Raw genomic sequence first — 16,650 nt, 5'->3', positions numbered from 1 at the left:
CGGTCCGGGGCGCAGCGTGGACCAGGCCGGCCGCTGAGCCGGTCCGGTCATCGGGTGGTGGCAGCCGGCCGCCACCCGTTCCCCGTTCTTCCTCTCTGTTCCCGAGTGCCAGCGATCGAAGGCCGAAGCCCATGGACCAGTCCCTGTCGCTCCAGGTCGTACGCACCTGGTTCGTCGTTCTGCCCGACACCGACGCGGTCGGGGCCCTCGCCGTCAAGGCGCTCTCCTACGCGGACCGGAGCCTGACCCACACATCGGGGCGCCCCTGGCTGGTGGGCCGATGGGCACCGGAGACGGTGGTGACCGGGGAGTGCCGGGGGACGCGCGTCGCGGTGCTCGGGGAGCATGCCGTCACCGCGAGGGATGCCGAGCGGGCCGCCGCGGCGGCCGCCGCCGACTCGCCGACCGCGCTGGACCGCGCGGCCGACTGGGCCGGCAACTACCACTTGGTGGTCAGCGGTGCTGACCGGGTAACGGTGCGAGCCGGTGTGGTCGACCTGCGCCGTGTGTTCCACACCCGGACCGGTACGTCCGGCCGCGGACCCGTGAGCGTGGCGTCCGACCGGGCCGATGTACTCGCCGAACTCGTCGGCGCGGACCTGGAAGAGCGCCGCATCGCCCTTGAGATGCTCGGCGCACCGTACCCCCGCGCGGGGGACCCCCTGTGGCGCGGTCTGCACGCCGTACCGGGCGGGCACTGTCTGACGATGCACCACGACGGGCGGACCCGCACCAGCCGCTGGTGGTCACCGCCCGACCCCGTCGTCCCGCTCGCCGTCGGCGCCGGGCGCCTGAGGGAGGCGCTCCACGAGGCGATCGAAGTGCGGACCCGTGGGCGGGAGCTGGTGACGTCGGACCTGGGCGGGCTGGACTCCACGGCCGTGTGCTGTACGGCGGTACGCACCGGGGCCCGAGTCGTCGGCTACACCGCCGCGACCCACGACGAGGCCGGCGACGACGTGTACTGGGCCAGGCGCACCGTCGCGGCGCTGAAGGGCATCGAGCACGAGGTCGTACCGGCCCGGGACGTGCCCATGACCTTCGACGGGATCGACGCCCTGGAGGACGTGCTGGACACGCCCTGCATCCTCACCGTCGACCGCAACCGCCGTATGGGCATCGTGGAGTTGGCGGCCGCCCGCGGGTCCGACCTCCATCTCACCGGCCTGGGCGGCGACGAACTGCTGGCCGGAGCCCCCGCCCGGCTGCATGCACTGCTGCTCACCCACCCTCTCATCGCCTCGCGAGCGCTACGGGGGTACGCCGCCAAGTACCGATGGTCGCGCAGCGGAGTACTGCGCCAGCTCCTGGACCGGAGCCCCTATCGGACGTGGCTCGGGCGGGTGGCCCGCGATCTGACCGAACCGGCGGTATCCGACGACGAACCGCTGCTCGGCTGGGCGGTTCCGCCCCGGATGCCTCCCTGGGCCACCCCCGACGCCGTCACCGCCGTACGCGAGCTGCTCCGTGCGGAGCGGTACGGCGTCGAGCCCCGGGGCAGGGGACATGGCGAACATCGTGAGCTGGTCGCCATGGACGGCATCTCCCAATGGGTGCGGCACATCGGCCAGATGGCCGCTCCGCTGGGCATCGGGGTCACCGCGCCGTACTACGACGCCCGCGTCATCGAGGCGGCCCTCGCCGTCCGACCGCAGGAGCGGATCACCCCGTGGCGGTACAAGCCGCTGATCGTCGAGGCCATGCGCGGTGTCGTGCCGGAGGACAGCCGCACCCGCGACACCAAGGCGAACGCCACGTTCGAGGAGGAGGCGGGGCTGCGCGAACACCGCCGGTCACTGCTGGCGCTGTGCGAGGACTCCCGGCTCGCCCGGCTCGGTCTGGTCGACGAGCGGGTCCTTCGCGAATGGTGCCGTCGTGCGTTGTCCGCGGAGACGGAGAGCTATCTGCTGCACCCGACCATCGCCTGCGAAGTCTGGCTGCGCTCGCGGGAGATGACGCCATCGGACCTGCGCCGGGCAGCGACGCCACCCGGCCGGGAATCCGCACCGACCGGCACAGCGGCCCTGCCCGCCGCCCACCGCGAGACCTGAGAGTGGTGAATTCAGTGTTGACCCTGAAGCCCGGTGTTCTGCTGACGGAGACCGAGTACGGAATGGCGCTGCTCGACCAGGAGAGCGCCGAGTACTGGACGCTCAACCCGACGGCCGCCCTCGTTCTGCAGACCCTCATCGACGGCCACGGCACCGAGCGTGTGGTGGAGATCCTGACCACGCGCTACGACAACGTCGATGCCGATCTGGCCGCGGAGGACGTCGGCCGCATCGTTGGCGAGCTGCGCTCGGCGGGACTCCTCACGTCCTGAGCCCGGCCGCCATTCGGTCAGCCGGATCCGTTCCCCCGACTCTTCGTCCGTCCAAGCCCCGCCCGTTCAGGCCCCGTCCGTCCCGGGCCTGTCCAGCTAGGTCCCGTCCGTCCAGACCGGAGAGCCACGCATGTCGACGCCGGAAGTGGTCCCGTACCGCCCGCGCTCCGTTCCACCGGCCCGCCGTTTCCTGGCCCGGGTGGTGGTGTGCTGCGCCCATGTGCTCGCCACCCAGCCGCCCGGCCGTATCCGAGCCGTCCTGCGCCGACTGCGCCGCGGGGCGCGGCCCGCCACCCTCGCCGAGGCGAGCCTGGCGCGGGAGACGGTGCTCGCCGTGAGCCTCGCCGCAGGGGGCCAGAAAGGGTGCCTGACCAGGTCCCTGGCCACCGTCCTGCTGTGCCGTTGGTACGGCCGGTGGCCCGCCTGGTGCGTGGGAGTGCGCAGCCGCCCGCCGTTCGCGGCGCACGCCTGGGTGGAGGCCGAGGGAGTCCTCGTCGGCGAAGGCGCCTCGGCCGACTACTTCCAGCGCTTCTTCACAGTGGAGTGACCCGATGAGCGCGGCACCCTCCGTCGAGACGCCTCGCACCGGTCCCGGTGGCCGCTCCCAGACGTATGAGGACCCGGGCGGTGCGCGGCCGGGGCACCGGGCCCTCGCAGGTCATCTGCGGCGGCAGCGCGGGCGGATGGCCGCGGGCGTCGCCTTGGGGCTCCTGGGCAGCGTCATGGGGCTGGCCCAGCCGCTGGCGGCCAAGCGCGTGATGGACGAGATGAGCCGGGGACAGCCCGGGGCCGGGGCCGTACTCGTGCTCAGCCTGCTGGTGGTGGCCGGCGCGATCCTCGTCGGTATGGGGCACTACGTGTTGCAGTGGTCGGCGGAATCCATGGTCTACGCCGCCCGGCACCGGCTGACCGAGCGGCTGCTGCGGCTGCGGGTGGCCGTGGTGGAGAGCACCGAGCCGGGCGATCTGATCGCCCGCGTGACCTCCGATACGGCGGTACTGCGCCAGAGCGTGCCCCAGGCGCTGTCCGCGGCGGTCACCGGCACACTGGTCACCGCGGCGACGGTGGTCATGATGGGGCTGCTCGACGCCGTGCTGCTGTGCGTCACCCTCGCCGTGATCGCCGTCGTCGGCGTCATCGTCGCGGTCGTGGCCCCGCGGATCGGCCGGGCCACCCGGCACACACAGGAGTCGGTGGGACAGATCGGGGCCGCGCTGGAACGGGTCTTCGGCGCATTCCGCACGGTCAAGGCGTCGGGCGCCGAGCGGCGGGAAGCCGCGGCGCTGCACCGGGCGGCAGCGCAAGCCCGTCGGACCGGGGTACGGGCCGCGGCGTGGGAGGCGGTGTCGGCGACGGCCTCGGCGGTCGTCGTCCAGGTCAGCTTCCTCGTCGTCCTCGGGGTGGGGGGCGCACGCGTCACCTCCGGGGCCATCAGTGTCTCCACGCTCGTCGCGTTCCTCCTCTATCTCTTCGCGCTGGCCCCTCGCATCGGCCAACTGGTAGAGGGAGTCGGGCAGTTGCAGATCGGTGCGGCGGCCGCCGTCCGTATCGACCACGTCGAGAGGCTGGAGGTCGAGAACCCGGCAGCCGAGCACGCAGAGGGAACGGGAGCGGAGTACGCACGGGAATGCGCAGGGGGACGGGATTGCGCAGGGGAACACGCGCGCGACCCCGATCCCACAGCGGTCACGGCTTCCGCAGGCGGCGAGCCGCCCCACGGCGAGCCGCCCCTCGGCGTCGCGTTCCAGCAGGTGAACTTCGCCTACCGGCCCGGACTGCCCCGCGTCCACCACGACGTCACGTTCGCCGTTCCCGCACGCGGACTGACCGCATTCGTCGGCCCGTCCGGCGCCGGCAAGACCACGGTCTTCTCCCTGATCGAGCGCTTCTACGAGCCCGACTCCGGTCGCGTACTCCTGGACGGGGAAGACGTACGACGGTGGCCCCTGCCCCGGCTTCGCGCATCGATCGGCTATGTCGAGCAGGACGTCCCCGTCCTCGCCGGGAGCCTGCGCGACAACCTGACCCTCGGCACCGTCGAGCCCGGCGAAGAGGAGCTCGCCCGCGTCCTGAGGATGGCCCGCGTCGATGTGCTGGCGGACCGTCTGCCCCTCGGCCTGGACACCGACGTCGGTCATCGCGGCAGCCGGCTCTCCGGTGGCGAGCGACAGCGTGTCGCGATCGCCCGCGCCCTGCTGCGTCGGCCCAGACTGCTGCTGCTGGACGAGGTCACCTCCCAGCTCGACGCGGCCAACGAGGCGGCGCTGCGCGAGACGATCACCGAAACCGCCCTCGGTACCACGGTGCTGGTGGTCGCCCACCGACTGTCCACCGTGACCAGCGCGGACCGGATCGTGGTCATGGAGGCGGGCCGGGTACGCGCGGTCGGCACCCATGCCCGGCTCATGACGTCCGACGCCCTCTACCGCGAACTGGCGAGCACTCAGCTGCTCGGCCAGTAGCTGCCGTGTGCGGTCCCCGGCGCCGGCGATCGACTCCCGCCGGGCCGAGCGCGCCCGGAAGAGGGGACCGGCCCGTTGAGGGCAGGTCCCCTGTGGTTGAAGGTCGTCGGTGTTTCCGTGGGCCGTTTGATCAGCCGTGGCCGCCGTGGCCGCCGCCACCGAATCCGCCACCGAATCCGTGACCGCCGCCACCGAATCCGCCACCGTGGCCGCCGCCACCGTAACCGTGGCCGCCGCCACCGTAGCCGCCGCCACCGTAGCCGTGGCCGCCGTAGCTGAATCCGTAGTCGTGGCCGTGGCCGTAGAAGCCGTAGCCGTGGTAGCCGTGTCCGTAGTAGGCGTCGCAGTCCCAGTCGTTCCAGGTCCAGTAGTCACAGCGCCAGTCGTGGTTCTGGACGTGGGCCGGTGCGGCCGCCGGTGCGGTGGCCGGGATCGCGCTGGCGGCGCCGGCGCCGCCGAACACGAGGAAGGGCACTGCGCACAGTGCTGCGACGAGGCGATGGGTTCTGCTCTTCGCGCGCATGGTCGTCCCCTCTCGGGGTGGTGCGTTGCCGATGGATCGGCGTGTCGATGCCATCGGCGTATCGATGTGGAGTTCTCCGGCCCCACCACCGTGCGCCGGCAACGCGCGCGGCCCCGGCCGCACCGGCGGGGCGACTTCGCAGGACTCCGACCTGCTTCGCCGACGTCGGGGCAAGCAAAGTTGCACTCTCAATGACGTCACTTTCGAGCGTAGGCACGTGGCCCCCGTACGGTCAAAGGAGCTGCGTTCGGTATACGACCGGTCACGCTGGGCGGTGCGCTGCGCGGTCTGGCCGGCCGTTCACCACCCGGCGGAATGCCGCGGGCTGTGGCAGGGCCGGTACGCCGTGTCACCGCACGCCGTGTGGCCGCTGCGGCTGTCCTCCGCGCCCCCTTCTGGCCGGATTTCATCCCGCGCGAAGGAAATGAAAGTGCGCACAGCGGTGCTCCCGGCCGCAGCGGATCACGCGGGCGTACGGGCGAATGGGCCGCTCAGCGCAGCATGCGTCGAATGCGGAAAGATCGATTCTCCGCGGCCTGCTCGGAAATTGTTGGGAAATGTGATCGAGGCGTTTTGTCGAGCATGACCGGTAGATGTCTTATCGAGGGTTCATTTCTTCTGCTTCAGTGGGGCGCGTTGTGAGTCGCACTTACTGAGGAGGCCAGATGGCCGAAGTCAAGAAGGTCGCCCGCCCAGCGGTCACCGCGTCGAGCCGTCCGTGTGCGTTCGTCTCGCCGGACCGGGGCAACGCCCCGACCATCACGCCCGCCCGCAAGCAGGCAGAGGTCGTCTCGACCCCTGCTGAGCAGCGGAAAGAGCGTACGTCGGCCTAAGGGCTGAGGTTCCCCGGGGCCCTGCCCACCGGCCGGGCCCCGGTCTGTCGCGCGGGCCGGGACCAGATCCGGGACCGGTCCGCGCCCAACGGCCCCGCGCCGAAATCCCATTCACCGACGCCGTGCCGCACGCCGTATGCGCGCGCCCGGAGCCGCGCCCTACGCCGGGTCGGAAGTCGTAAGACGCAGGGAGAAATCTTCACCATGCAGAATTCGATGTACCAGTCCTCGCGCTACGTCCGCACCCTGCGTGCCGCGGGCGACCGGGATTTCACGTCGTTCGGGGGCCGGCTCGGCTCCTACGAGGGCGACGAGCGGACCATGGCCTTTCATTCACTCTTCGGAAATGCGCGGCTGATTGATCGGGATATCGTCGAACTCCTCAAGGAGGCATCCCAGGGCCTGAGTTGGGACCAACTGGCGCAGCGGGTCGACGGCGACTCGCTGCGCGACCTCGTCGACGCCCGGTTCCTCGTCGAGGCCGGGCACGACGAGGCCAGGGAGATCGACGGTCTGCTGGAGAGCCGGCAGAGCGCACTGGGCAGCGGTGTGTTCCACTCCTCCATCCAGCTCGTGCTCACCAACGCCTGCAACTTCTCCTGCCAGGGCTGCTTCGCGTACAACTTCGACGGTGGCGTCGAGGAGCGCAACACCTCCGGCGAGTCGGTCAAACCCGGCCCGGTCCTGGTCGAACTGCGCCGCTCGCGCGACGACGCCGGCCCCCTCCGCCAGGACTCGGGTCCCACGCTCGCCAAGGGCGACTGGAACCACGGCGCCGACGAGGGCCGCAACCCCTCGATGCACATGTCCCGCGAGGTGGCCGAGAAGACCATCAAGGAAGCCATCGAGCTGCGCAAGGCCAACGGCGGCGGCCATCTGACGGTGTCGTTCTTCGGCGGCGAGCCCACCCTGGCGCGGGGCACCATCCTGCACGTGCTGCGCACCTTCGGCGACCGCTACGACGGGGTGACCCTCTCCTACGACCTGACCAGCAACGGCTCCCGCATCGACGACGAGCTGCTGGCGGCGCTCGCCAGGCACCGCGTCGACACCACCGTCTCCATCGACTACCTGGTCCCGGAGACCGGCGAGTTCCGCGGCGGACAGCAGCAGCGCACCCCATGGGCCGTGGTCCGCAAGGCGATCCTCGACATGAAGGGCGCGGGCGTCCCGGTCAGCATCACCTCGGTGCTCTCCCAGTACACCTGGGACAAGTGGGGAACCCCGCTCATCGACTTCGTCGCCGAGGCCGGTCTGGACTCCCTGGACGTCATCGTGTCGTTCCAGGCCAAGGAGTTCTTCCAGCAGCACAGCCCGCACGACGTCGCGCAGCGGCTGCTGGCCGCCGTCGACTACGGGCGCGAGCGCGGTGTGCAGCTCAGCGGCTACTGGTACCAGACCTTCCAGATGATCGTCGACGAGGCCAAGTGGTCCGAGCAGGCCGACTACAAGACCTGCCCGGCGGTCGGCCGCCAGCTCTCCATCGAGCCCAACGGCAGCGTCTTCGCCTGCAAGGCCACCGCCCGCAAGCTGGGCACCATCGACGACTGGCGCGGCATCTTCTCCTCTCCCGCCTACCAGGACTACGGCATGCGGGCCTACACCAACGGCCCCGGCTGCCAGGGCTGCGAACTCCAGGGCACCTGCTCGGGCGGCTCCGCCGGAGCGCTGGAGGAGGAGAACGGCTCGATCCAGCTGATGTCGCCCGGTTACTGCGCCTATATGCGCGAGGTGGTGCAGGGCCTCCTGGAGCGCCATCACGCCCAGGGCCTCGCCACCCTGTCCTGACCGGGCCCCTCCCGACGCTCTCCGCAACGGCCCGCCCCCTCCGCGAGGCGGGCCGCCGATCCACGACCCGGCCCGGCGACTCCCTCTGGGCCGACGAAGGGTGACTGGTTCCATGGCAACGATTGGGATGCACTTCGGCCATGACGCCGGTGCCGCGCTCACCGACGCGGACGGATACCGCGTCATCGAGGCCGAGCGCCGCCTGGGGCTGCGTCATGTGTGCGGCGGCAACGGCGACTTCCCGCGGGCCGCCGCCGAGTGGCTGGCGGAGCTACGGGAGCGGGCGGCGAGCCCGGTGACCGGCATCGCCGTGGCCGACTGGTACACGCCGATGTGCCAGGTGCTGCCCCCGGCGCTGGTCGAGCTCGTCAACGAGGACGCCCGCTGGACGGCCACCGGCGGCACCGGCCTCGCCGACGCGGTGACCCGGGTCATCAAACCCCTGGACTGGCCGCTGGCCAAGGGGTTCGGCGACATCACGCTGACCGCGGTGCGCCACCACTACGCGCACGCCGCACTGGCCTACTACACCTCCGGGGCCCGCAAGGCCCTGGTGCTGGCCCTGGACGGCACCGGCAACTACGCCGAGTGCGGCATGGTCTGCCTCGGCGACGGCGACCAGCTGACCCCGGTGATGTCCTTCACCAACCGCACCGGCCCGCGCTTCGGCCTGGTCTACGAGGCCCTCGCACGGCGCGTCCACGGCAGCCAGTTCGACACCGGCAAACTGCTCGGGCTGACCGCCACCGGGGAGTGCGACGCCGCCCTGCTGCCCGTACTGCGCGCCATGCTCGTCCCGCAGACCGTCCGGCGCGCCTCACCGGACCTCTTCGAACCGCTCGACGAGGACCGGCTGACCGGCACCGCGCTGCGCTACGCCGACACCTGGTGGGAGTACGACCCGCACAGCGGCGGGTATCTGGACGCGGGACTGGCCGACTCCTCGGACGACGACGTCGTGCACTCCTTCGGCTCGGTCTTCCCCGACGAGATCCGCACCGCGGACGGCCGGACGACCGCGGTGGGGACCTCCCCCGACGAGCGCATCTGCCGGGACCTGGCCGCCACCCTGCAGACCGCCGTGGAGCGGGACCTGACGCGACTGGTCACCGGTATCAGCCGGCGCTTCCCCAGCTACACCACGCTCTGCTACGCGGGCGGCTGCGCGCTCAACATCACGGCCAACAGCCGCCTCGCCGAGTGCGGCCAGTTCACCCGGGTGTCCATCCCGACCTGCTGCGACGATTCGGGCATCGCACTGGGCGCGGCGCTGGCCGCCGCCGACCCGGCCGACCGCCCGGCCCTGCTGCACCGCTCGCGATCCACGCCGCTGGCCTACGCCGGACCGCCGCTGGCGGGCCTGGACACGGCGGACGGCGACGACGCGGCTCCGGACGGCGGCCTCGCGCGGCGACTGGCCGGCCTCGGGCTGTCCCTGTACCGCCCGGCCGACGACGAGGAGTTCCTCCAGAGCGTCGCCGACCTGCTGGCCGTCCGGCGCTGTGTGGCCTGGCTGGAGGGCGGCCTGGAGACCGGCCCGCGGGCGCTGGGCCACCGCTCGCTGCTGGTCTCGGCCCACTGGAGCGGCGCCCGCCGGTACGTCTCCCAGACGATCAAGCAGCGGGAGTGGTTCCGGCCGGTCGCGCCGATCTGCCCGGAGGAGGTGGCCGACCAGTACTTCACCGGCCCCCTGGACCACACCGAGACCATGCTGTTCGCGGTACGGGTGCGGAGCGACCGGGCCCGGCAGCTCGCCGAGGCGCGGCATATCGACGGCACGGCCCGCCTGCAGACCGTACGGCGCGACGCCCAGCCCCTGCTGCACGGGTTGTGCCACGCGGTGGCCGCCCGCACGCAGTTGCCGGTGCTGATCAACACCAGCGCCAACGGCGGCGGCCGCCCCCTCCTCAACCACCTCGACCAGGCACTGGAGTTGCTCACCGAGACCGAGCTGGACGCCGTGGTGCTGCCCGAACGCCGCCTGATCATCGAGTGACCCCGGTCCCGACCCCGTCCCGACCGCCCCCGTCCAGCGCTCCGTACCCGTTTCCCCCGACACCCCGACCGGGCGAAGTTTGGCCGAATCGGACATGTCGGGGCCGACCCGTCCCACCCGATCATGTGCAGGCGTCGTGTCCCTGGAGAGTGCCCGTGGCCGCCATCCCACTGCGAGACATCCGCAAGACGGAACCACTGCGCGTCCTGTCCCCCGCCGACTGGCAACAATGGATCAACCAAGGCTATGTGATCGTCCGTCAGGCGGTGGCGGCGGAGACCGTCGCCGCGGTCACCGACGGCCTGTACTCCTTCCTCGACATGCGCCCCGAGGCCCCCTCGACCTGGACCTCGCCGCACACCGGCAACGACCGGCTGCCGGGCCACAGCGGGCTGGTCGAGATGTACAACCACCAGGCCCAGTGGGACATCCGGCAGACCCCGCGGGTGTACGGGGCCTTCGCCGACATCTGGGACCGCAGCGACCTGTGGGTCACCATCGACTTCGCCAACGTCAACCCGCCCAACCGGGGCCCGCGCGCCTTCGACGGATTCATCCACTGGGACGTGGACACCTCCACCGACCCGCTGCCGCTGAGCTGCCAGGCGGTGCTCTCGCTGACCCACGGCGACGAGGAGATCGGCGGTTTCCAGTGCGTGCCGGAGATCTTCACCGAGTGGGAGAAGTGGGTGAGCGGCCAGCCCGCCGACCGCGACCCGATCACGCCGGACATCACCGGCTACTCGATCACCACACCGGAGGTCGCGCCCGGCGACCTGATCATCTTCAACAGCCTGCTGCCGCACGGGGTGCACCCCAACGTCTCCGAGGACCGGGTGCGGATGGCCCAGTACCTGACCATGGCGCCCGCCTGGCCGGAGAACGCCGAACTCCGCGAGGCCCGGGTGCGGTTCTGGCGGGACCGCGTCCCACCGCATCCGCCGCAGGGCGGGGTGCGCAAGGACGAGGCCGAGCTGTACGGGCCGGCGACGCTGACCGAACTGGGCGAGCGGCTGCTGGGCCTGCGTGCATGGCCCGAAGGGAGCGCCGTTGACTAGTACCGCCCGGTCCGGGACCCGCCCGGCCCGCGGGGCGGACCTGGGCCGCCCGTTCCGCTGGCTGTGGGCCTCGACGGCCGCCTCCAACGCGGGCGACGGCGTCACCCGCACCCTGCTGCCGCTGCTGGTGGTCGCCCACCACCCCGACCCGGCGGCGGTCGCCGGACTGACCGCCGTCAACATGCTGCCCTGGCTGCTGTTCGCACTCCTCGCCGGCGTCCTGGTGGACCGGGTGGACCGGCGCCGGGTCGTGCTGGGCAGCAATCTCGTCCGCGCGGCGGCCCTGCTCGGCGCGGCCCTGGCGCTCGCCGACGACCGCCCGCTGGCCCTGCTGTACGCGCTGGCGTTCGTGCTGGGCATCGCCGAGACGCTCGCCGACACCGCGGCGCCCGCCATGTTGCCGCGCCTGGTCGACGAACGGCACCTGGAGCGCGCCAACGGGCGGCTGATGGCGGCGCAGATCGTGCTCAACGAAACCGCCGGACCGCCCGTGGCGGGCCTGCTGGTGGGCCTGACCGCCGCCGCGGCGCTGGCCACCGGCGGGGTGCTCTACGCGCTGGCCGCACTGCTGCTGTTCGGCCTCGCCCCGCTCGTCCGCCCCGGCCGCGAGGCGGCACCGGGCGGGGCGGGCGGCGGAGTGCTGCGCGATATCCGCGAGGGGCTCGGCTTCGTCCTGGCCGACCGCACCCTGCGGCTCACCCTGGCCGCGAGCGCCCTGTACGGCCTGGTGTTCTCGGCGACCTTCTCGATGCTGGTGTTGCTGAGCGACCGCACGCTGCGGCTGAGCGAGACCGGTTACGGGCTGCTGATCGCCGCCGGATCGCTGGGTGCCGTCGCCGGCAGCTGGCTGGCGCCCCGGGCCGCCGCCCGAGTGCCCACCGTACGGCTGGCCCGGTGGTCCCTGGTGGCGTCCGGGACCGCGTACGCCGCGCTGGGCCTGGTCCGCCACCCGGTCCTGGCCGCGCTGGCGCTCGCCGCCAACGGCGTCTTCATGATGGGCTGGAACATCCCCGTGATGTCGCTGCGCCAGCGGCTCACCCCGGAAGACCTCCAGGGCCGGGTGATGAGCGTGTCCCGGCTGTGCTCGTGGGGCACCATGCCGGTCGGTGCGACCCTCGGCGGACTGCTCGCCGAAGCCCTGTCCGTGCCCGCGGTGTTCGTGGTGTGCGGGGCCGTCCTGGCCGCGGGGGCCCTGCTGCTGCTCGCGCCGCTGCGCGAGGACCGCTCCGCGCCCGACGACCGGCTCGCGCCCACCGAGCCCCCGGCACCCCGCACACCACCACCGTCGTCCGACCGACCGCCGTCCGATCCGGCTCCGCACCACGACCCTCTCGACAAAGGATGACCCTTGGACACTCAGCTCTACGACACGGTGATCGTCGGCGGCGGCCCGGCCGGCCTCAACGGGGCGCTCTATCTGGGCCGTTCACGCCGCCGGGTACTGCTGATCGACTCCGGTGACGCCCGCAACATGGCGGCCGGTGTCATGCACAACGTCCTCACCAACGACGGGGCGACGATCGCGGACTTCCGCACCCGTTCCCGCGCCCAACTCGCCGCGTACGACGTGACGTTCCACGACGACGAGGTGGTGTCGGCCGAGCCCGACGGCGACCACGTGGTGGTCACCACCAAGGAGTCGGGCACCTTCCGCACCCGCACCCTGCTCTACGCGGCCGGTGTGCGCTCGGTGCTGCCGCCCGTCCCGGGCCTCGCGGACCTGTGGGGCAAGACGGTCCTGGAGTGTCCGTACTGCCACGCCTGGGAGGTACGGACCCGCAGCTTCGCCGTGTACGGGGGGACCGTGCCCAGCGAGTGCCTGGCCGCGACCCTGACGGTCTGGTCCGACCGCATCACCTACCTCACCGACCGGCGCGAGCTGCCCCAGGACGAGCGCGACCGCCTCACCGCGGCCGGCGTACCCGTCGTCACCGACCGGGTCGGCGAGGTGAAGCCGCACCCCGAGGGCGTCGAAGTCCGCTTCGAGGACGGCCGGTCCGCGAGTTACGGAGCGCTCTTCCTGCACCTGGACATCGAGCCCCGGGTGGCCCCGCTGCGCCCCTGGCTGCAGGCCCCGGACCTGGAGTCCGTACAGACCGACGAGCGCGGCCGCACCAGTCTGCCCCGGCTGTACGTGGCCGGGGACCTCGGCCGGAACATGCAGCAGGCCGCGATGGCCGCGGCCAGCGGGGGCCTGGCCGCCATGGCCATCAACGCCGACCTGATTCGCGAGGACCGCCCAGGCTCCCTGCCCGAGCCGCCACCCCCGACGCCGGCCCGCTGAGCGCCCTCCGCCCACCCCGCACCCACCGTGCCGACCGGCCGCACCGCACCCACCGTGCCGACCGGCCGCACCGCGCACGGCAGCACACCCGGTCACCACGGAAGGCACCACGGCCACACACCGCGCACCGACGGGAGCCCCCTCGCGATGACGTCACCCCGCGCCGAGTTCACCCCGCACATGGAGCACTACACCTTCGTCCTGGAGGACCAGCCCTATCTGGGGTACTTCCAGTACGGCAACGAGAAGACCCCCGTCTACACCACCGACCGGCACGGCTTCCGGGTCACCCCGGGCCCCGCCGGGCTCCGGGCGACGGTCGGCGACGACCGCCCCGACGGCCCCGCACGGGTGCTCGCCGGCAGCTCCGCGGTCTTCGGCGTGGGCGCCACCAATGACGCGGCCACCATCACCGCGCGGCTGTGGCACACCCACGCGCCCCGGCTGCCCTGGCTGAACATCGCCGGGCAGAGCCACAACTCCGCCCAGGAACTCCTGCTGTTCACCCTGTTCCAGCACGAACTTCCGCCGGTCGAGGACATCGTGCTGCTCTCCGGGGTCAACAACCTGGTGCTCAGCCGGCTGCCCGAGGAGCAGCAGGGCCGGCACGGCGCGTTCTTCGACTGCGGCCCCGCCCCCGACGTCGTACCCCCTGCGCACCAACGCGTCGCCCACGCAACGGAACTGACCATCCGTCACCTAGGCGGCTGGAAGTCGCTCGCGGACGCCCTCGGCGCCCGGCTGACCTTCGTGCTCCAACCCCTCGCACCCTGGGTGCGCGCCGAGCCGCTGCCCCGCGAGCAGCAGCTCTTCGAGGAGCTGGACGAGGTGTCCAACTTCCGCCGCTTCCACCACGACATCTCCACCATGGCGGTGGGCCGCACCTACGCGGACCGGCTGGCCGCCGGATGCGCCCGGCTCGATGTGCCCTTCCTGGACATGAACGTGGCACTGGCCGAGGCCGCCGGGCCGCAGGACTGGCTGTTCATCGACCGCGTGCACTGCACCGACCTGGGCTACGACCTGGTGGCCCGGCAGCTGGCGGACCGCCTCGACCTGGCGTGAGGAGCCGATCCATGCCCGACGACAGCAGCACGGCGCCCGCGTCGGCGCTCCGCCGCCTCGCCTCCTGGCTGCGGCACCGGGGACGCCCCGAGCCTTCCCCCGACGCCCCGCCGGACCGGCCCGCCGCCCAGGCCCCGCCGCCGTCCCGGCTGCGGCCGCAGCCCGAGGACGACGCGTCCGTCTACCCCCTGTTCTGACATGGGGCACGGCATGGGCGGTACGAGTGCCGGCCGCTTGAGCCCGGGCGGGCCGGACGCCCCGGTCCTGGGCATCTCCGCCTACTACCACGACAGCGCGGCCGCCCTGGTGGCCGGCGGCACCCCGCTCGCGGCGGCGCAGGAGGAGCGGTTCACCCGGCGCCGCCACGACCCGGGCTTCCCCTCGCACGCGGTCTCCTTCTGCCTGCGCGAGGCCGGACTGCGCCTCGACGAGCTGGCGGCCGTGGCGTTCTACGAGGACCCGGCGCTGAAGTTCCGCCGGGTCGCGGCGACCTGGCTGGCCACGGCCCCGCACGGCTTCCCGGTGTTCCGCCGGGCGTTCCCGCAGTGGGCCGGCTGGAAGCGGCGGGCGCTGCACGACGTACGGGCGCGGCTGCGCGACCTGGCGCCCGGACGGCCGCTGCCGCCGGTGGTGGCCCACCGGCACCACGCCTCGCACGCCGCCTCGGCGTTCTTCCCGAGCCCGTACCCGTCGGCGGCGGTGCTGTGCGTCGACGGCGTGGGGGAGTGGGCGACGACGACGGTGTGGCACGGCCGGGGCGCCGAACTGGTCCCGCTCGCGGAACTGCGCTTTCCGCACTCGCTCGGCATGCTGTACTCCGCGTTCACCTACTTCTGCGGCTTCAAGGTCGACTCGGGCGAGTACAAGCTGATGGGCCTGGCGCCCTACGGGACGCCGCGCTACGCCCCGCTCATCCGGGAGCGGCTGATCGACGTCAAGCCGGACGGCTCGTTCCGCCTGGATCTGCGCCACTTCACCTTCCAGTACGGACGGACCATGGTCGGCCGCGCCTTCGAGGAGCTGTTCGACGGGCCGCGCCGGACACCGGAAGGCCCGCTCACGGACCGGGAGTTCGACCTGGCGGCCTCGGTGCAGCAGGTCACCGAGGAGGTGATGCTGCGGCTGGCCCGGACGGCGTTGGCGCGTACCGGGGAGCGGCGACTGTGCCTGGCCGGCGGCGTCGCGCTCAACTGCGTGGCCAACGGCCGGATCCTGGCCGAGGGGGTCGCCGACGAGGTGTGGGTCCAGCCGGCCGCCGGGGACGCGGGCGGGGCGCTCGGCGCGGCCCTGGCCGAGTCGCACCGCCGGGGAGCGCCCCGCGCCCATGTGGGGCGCGGCACCGACGCGATGGCGGGGGCGCTGCTCGGCCCCGGCTGCACCGAGGAGGAGGTCGAGGAGTTCCTGACCCGGGGCGGATACCCCGCCGTGCGGCTGCCGGAGCGGGAGCTGGTGCGGCGGGTCGCGGCGGAGCTGGCGGCGGGAAAGGTGGTGGGCTGGTTCCAGGGGCGGATGGAGTTCGGACCGCGGGCGCTGGGCAATCGCTCCATCCTCGCCGATCCGCGCGATCCGGCCATGCAGTCCACCCTCAACCTCAAGACCAAGTTCCGGGAGTCCTTCCGCCCGTTCGCGCCCGCGGTACTCGCCGAGGACGCCAAGGACTGGTTCGACCTGGCGCAGGAGAGCCCGTACATGCTGCTGACCGCGCAGGTCGCCGCGGCACGGCGGCGGGAGTGCGAGGGCGCACCCGAAGGGGCCACGGGCCTGGACCTGCTGCGGGTACCCCGCTCGACGATCCCGGCGGTCACCCATGTCGACGGCTCGGCCCGGGTGCAGACCGTGTCGGCCGAGCGCAACGCACGGTTCCATGCGCTGCTCACCGCCTTCCGGGACCGCACCGGCTGCCCGGTGCTGGTGAACACCTCGTTCAATGTGCGCGGGGAGCCGATCGTGCGCGACGCCGAGGAGGCGTACGCCTGCTTCATGCGCACCCAGATCGATCTGCTGGTCCTCGGCGACTTCCTGCTGGACAAACGGGACCAGCCCGAGTGGCGGGAGGAGGGCGACTGGCGTGCCGCGATCCCGATGGACTGAGCGGCTGCGGCACCTGGCCCTGGCCGCCCTGTACTTCGCGGTGGTCACCCCTGCCGGGCTGTGCGTACGGGCGGTGCAGGACCCGCTGCGGCGTTCCTGGGACGACCGCCGGACGAGCTATCTGGACCGCCCCACCGGGCCCGGCCAAGACCGGGTGAGACCCGCCCCCTCGCCCCCTGACACGCCGTGACCGACGCGCACCGGGCGCGGTGCGGTCCGCACGGACG

Annotated in this window: 15 protein-coding genes; 14 read left to right on the top strand and 1 reads right to left on the bottom strand. The window is 72.5% G+C overall.

The annotated features are described in order from the left end of the window. Positions 1–131 precede the first annotated feature (131 nt). The 4 genes from ACZ4NB_RS09135 to ACZ4NB_RS09120 all read left to right on the top strand — a co-directional run bounded on the left by ACZ4NB_RS09135 (position 132) and on the right by ACZ4NB_RS09120 (position 4,785). Entirely contained in the window at positions 132–2,051 is a 1,920-nt protein-coding gene (locus ACZ4NB_RS09135) for a lasso peptide isopeptide bond-forming cyclase (protein WP_467659578.1), read from the top strand. A gap of 14 nt (positions 2,052–2,065) precedes the next feature. Beyond that, positions 2,066–2,323, top strand: coding sequence for a lasso peptide biosynthesis PqqD family chaperone (locus tag ACZ4NB_RS09130; protein WP_467659576.1), 258 nt, complete (start codon positions 2,066–2,068; stop codon positions 2,321–2,323). Between the two features lie 130 nt (positions 2,324–2,453). After that, positions 2,454–2,870: a lasso peptide biosynthesis B2 protein gene (locus ACZ4NB_RS09125; protein ID WP_399144798.1), complete on the top strand. Its 417-nt coding sequence runs from the start codon at positions 2,454–2,456 to the stop codon at positions 2,868–2,870. A 4-nt stretch (positions 2,871–2,874) separates the two neighbouring features. Beyond that, positions 2,875–4,785: an ABC transporter ATP-binding protein gene (locus tag ACZ4NB_RS09120; RefSeq protein WP_467659574.1), complete on the top strand. Its 1,911-nt coding sequence runs from the start codon at positions 2,875–2,877 to the stop codon at positions 4,783–4,785. Positions 4,786–4,915: 130 nt separating this feature from the next. On the opposite strand, the gene ACZ4NB_RS09115 is transcribed toward ACZ4NB_RS09120, so the two are convergent. Beyond that, positions 4,916–5,308 (bottom strand): hypothetical protein, encoded by a 393-nt coding sequence (locus ACZ4NB_RS09115; protein ID WP_467659572.1) that lies wholly within the window; start codon positions 5,306–5,308, stop codon positions 4,916–4,918. 665 nt (positions 5,309–5,973) lie between these two features. Between ACZ4NB_RS09115 and ACZ4NB_RS09110 the strand changes: the two genes are divergently transcribed. The 10 genes from ACZ4NB_RS09110 (at position 5,974) to ACZ4NB_RS09065 (ending at position 16,613) form a co-directional block, all read left to right on the top strand. Further along, entirely contained in the window at positions 5,974–6,141 is a 168-nt protein-coding gene (locus ACZ4NB_RS09110) for a hypothetical protein (protein WP_467659570.1), read from the top strand. 204 nt (positions 6,142–6,345) lie between these two features. After that, positions 6,346–7,929, top strand: a complete 1,584-nt coding sequence (locus ACZ4NB_RS09105) for a radical SAM protein (protein ID WP_467659568.1) — start codon at positions 6,346–6,348, stop codon at positions 7,927–7,929. A 112-nt stretch (positions 7,930–8,041) separates the two neighbouring features. Beyond that, positions 8,042–9,925, top strand: coding sequence for a carbamoyltransferase C-terminal domain-containing protein (locus tag ACZ4NB_RS09100; RefSeq protein WP_467659567.1), 1,884 nt, complete (start codon positions 8,042–8,044; stop codon positions 9,923–9,925). A gap of 155 nt (positions 9,926–10,080) precedes the next feature. After that, complete coding sequence (locus ACZ4NB_RS09095) at positions 10,081–10,983, top strand: phytanoyl-CoA dioxygenase family protein (RefSeq protein WP_467659565.1); 903 nt, start codon at positions 10,081–10,083, stop codon at positions 10,981–10,983. Continuing rightward, the gene (locus ACZ4NB_RS09090; RefSeq protein WP_467659563.1) at positions 10,976–12,328 is read left to right on the top strand and encodes an MFS transporter; all 1,353 of its coding nucleotides are present in this window, start codon (positions 10,976–10,978) and stop codon (positions 12,326–12,328) included. The genes ACZ4NB_RS09095 and ACZ4NB_RS09090 overlap by 8 nt, the downstream gene beginning before the upstream one ends. 3 nt (positions 12,329–12,331) lie before the next feature. Then, positions 12,332–13,267 carry an NAD(P)/FAD-dependent oxidoreductase gene (locus tag ACZ4NB_RS09085; RefSeq protein ID WP_467659561.1) on the top strand — a complete coding sequence of 312 codons (936 nt, stop codon included), beginning with the start codon at positions 12,332–12,334 and terminating at the stop codon, positions 13,265–13,267. A 147-nt stretch (positions 13,268–13,414) separates the two neighbouring features. Next, positions 13,415–14,332 carry an Inducer of phenazine A gene (locus ACZ4NB_RS09080; RefSeq protein WP_467659559.1) on the top strand — a complete coding sequence of 306 codons (918 nt, stop codon included), beginning with the start codon at positions 13,415–13,417 and terminating at the stop codon, positions 14,330–14,332. Between the two features lie 11 nt (positions 14,333–14,343). After that, positions 14,344–14,529 carry a hypothetical protein gene (locus ACZ4NB_RS09075; protein ID WP_467659557.1) on the top strand — a complete coding sequence of 62 codons (186 nt, stop codon included), beginning with the start codon at positions 14,344–14,346 and terminating at the stop codon, positions 14,527–14,529. A 13-nt stretch (positions 14,530–14,542) separates the two neighbouring features. Beyond that, entirely contained in the window at positions 14,543–16,423 is a 1,881-nt protein-coding gene (locus tag ACZ4NB_RS09070) for a carbamoyltransferase family protein (RefSeq protein WP_467659555.1), read from the top strand. Next, on the top strand, positions 16,401–16,613 hold the full coding sequence (locus ACZ4NB_RS09065; RefSeq protein ID WP_467659554.1) for a hypothetical protein: 213 nt from the start codon (positions 16,401–16,403) through the stop codon (positions 16,611–16,613). The genes ACZ4NB_RS09070 and ACZ4NB_RS09065 overlap by 23 nt, the downstream gene beginning before the upstream one ends. Positions 16,614–16,650 lie beyond the last annotated feature (37 nt).

The organism is Streptomyces sp. NPDC026575, assembly GCF_055567415.1.
The sequence above is the reverse complement of the archived record's forward strand: the minus strand, read 5'-3'. Positions and strand labels throughout refer to the sequence as shown.

Coding starts and splice junctions, on each gene's coding strand:
- ACZ4NB_RS09135 (WP_467659578.1), top strand. CDS start 132: ATGGACCAGTCCCTGTCGCTCCAGGTCGTACGCACCTGGTTCGTCGTT.
- ACZ4NB_RS09125 (WP_399144798.1), top strand. CDS start 2,454: ATGTCGACGCCGGAAGTGGTCCCGTACCGCCCGCGCTCCGTTCCACCG.
- ACZ4NB_RS09120 (WP_467659574.1), top strand. CDS start 2,875: ATGAGCGCGGCACCCTCCGTCGAGACGCCTCGCACCGGTCCCGGTGGC.
- ACZ4NB_RS09115 (WP_467659572.1), bottom strand. CDS start 5,308: ATGCGCGCGAAGAGCAGAACCCATCGCCTCGTCGCAGCACTGTGCGCA.
- ACZ4NB_RS09110 (WP_467659570.1), top strand. CDS start 5,974: ATGGCCGAAGTCAAGAAGGTCGCCCGCCCAGCGGTCACCGCGTCGAGC.
- ACZ4NB_RS09105 (WP_467659568.1), top strand. CDS start 6,346: ATGCAGAATTCGATGTACCAGTCCTCGCGCTACGTCCGCACCCTGCGT.
- ACZ4NB_RS09100 (WP_467659567.1), top strand. CDS start 8,042: ATGGCAACGATTGGGATGCACTTCGGCCATGACGCCGGTGCCGCGCTC.
- ACZ4NB_RS09080 (WP_467659559.1), top strand. CDS start 13,415: ATGACGTCACCCCGCGCCGAGTTCACCCCGCACATGGAGCACTACACC.
- ACZ4NB_RS09075 (WP_467659557.1), top strand. CDS start 14,344: ATGCCCGACGACAGCAGCACGGCGCCCGCGTCGGCGCTCCGCCGCCTC.
- ACZ4NB_RS09070 (WP_467659555.1), top strand. CDS start 14,543: ATGGGCGGTACGAGTGCCGGCCGCTTGAGCCCGGGCGGGCCGGACGCC.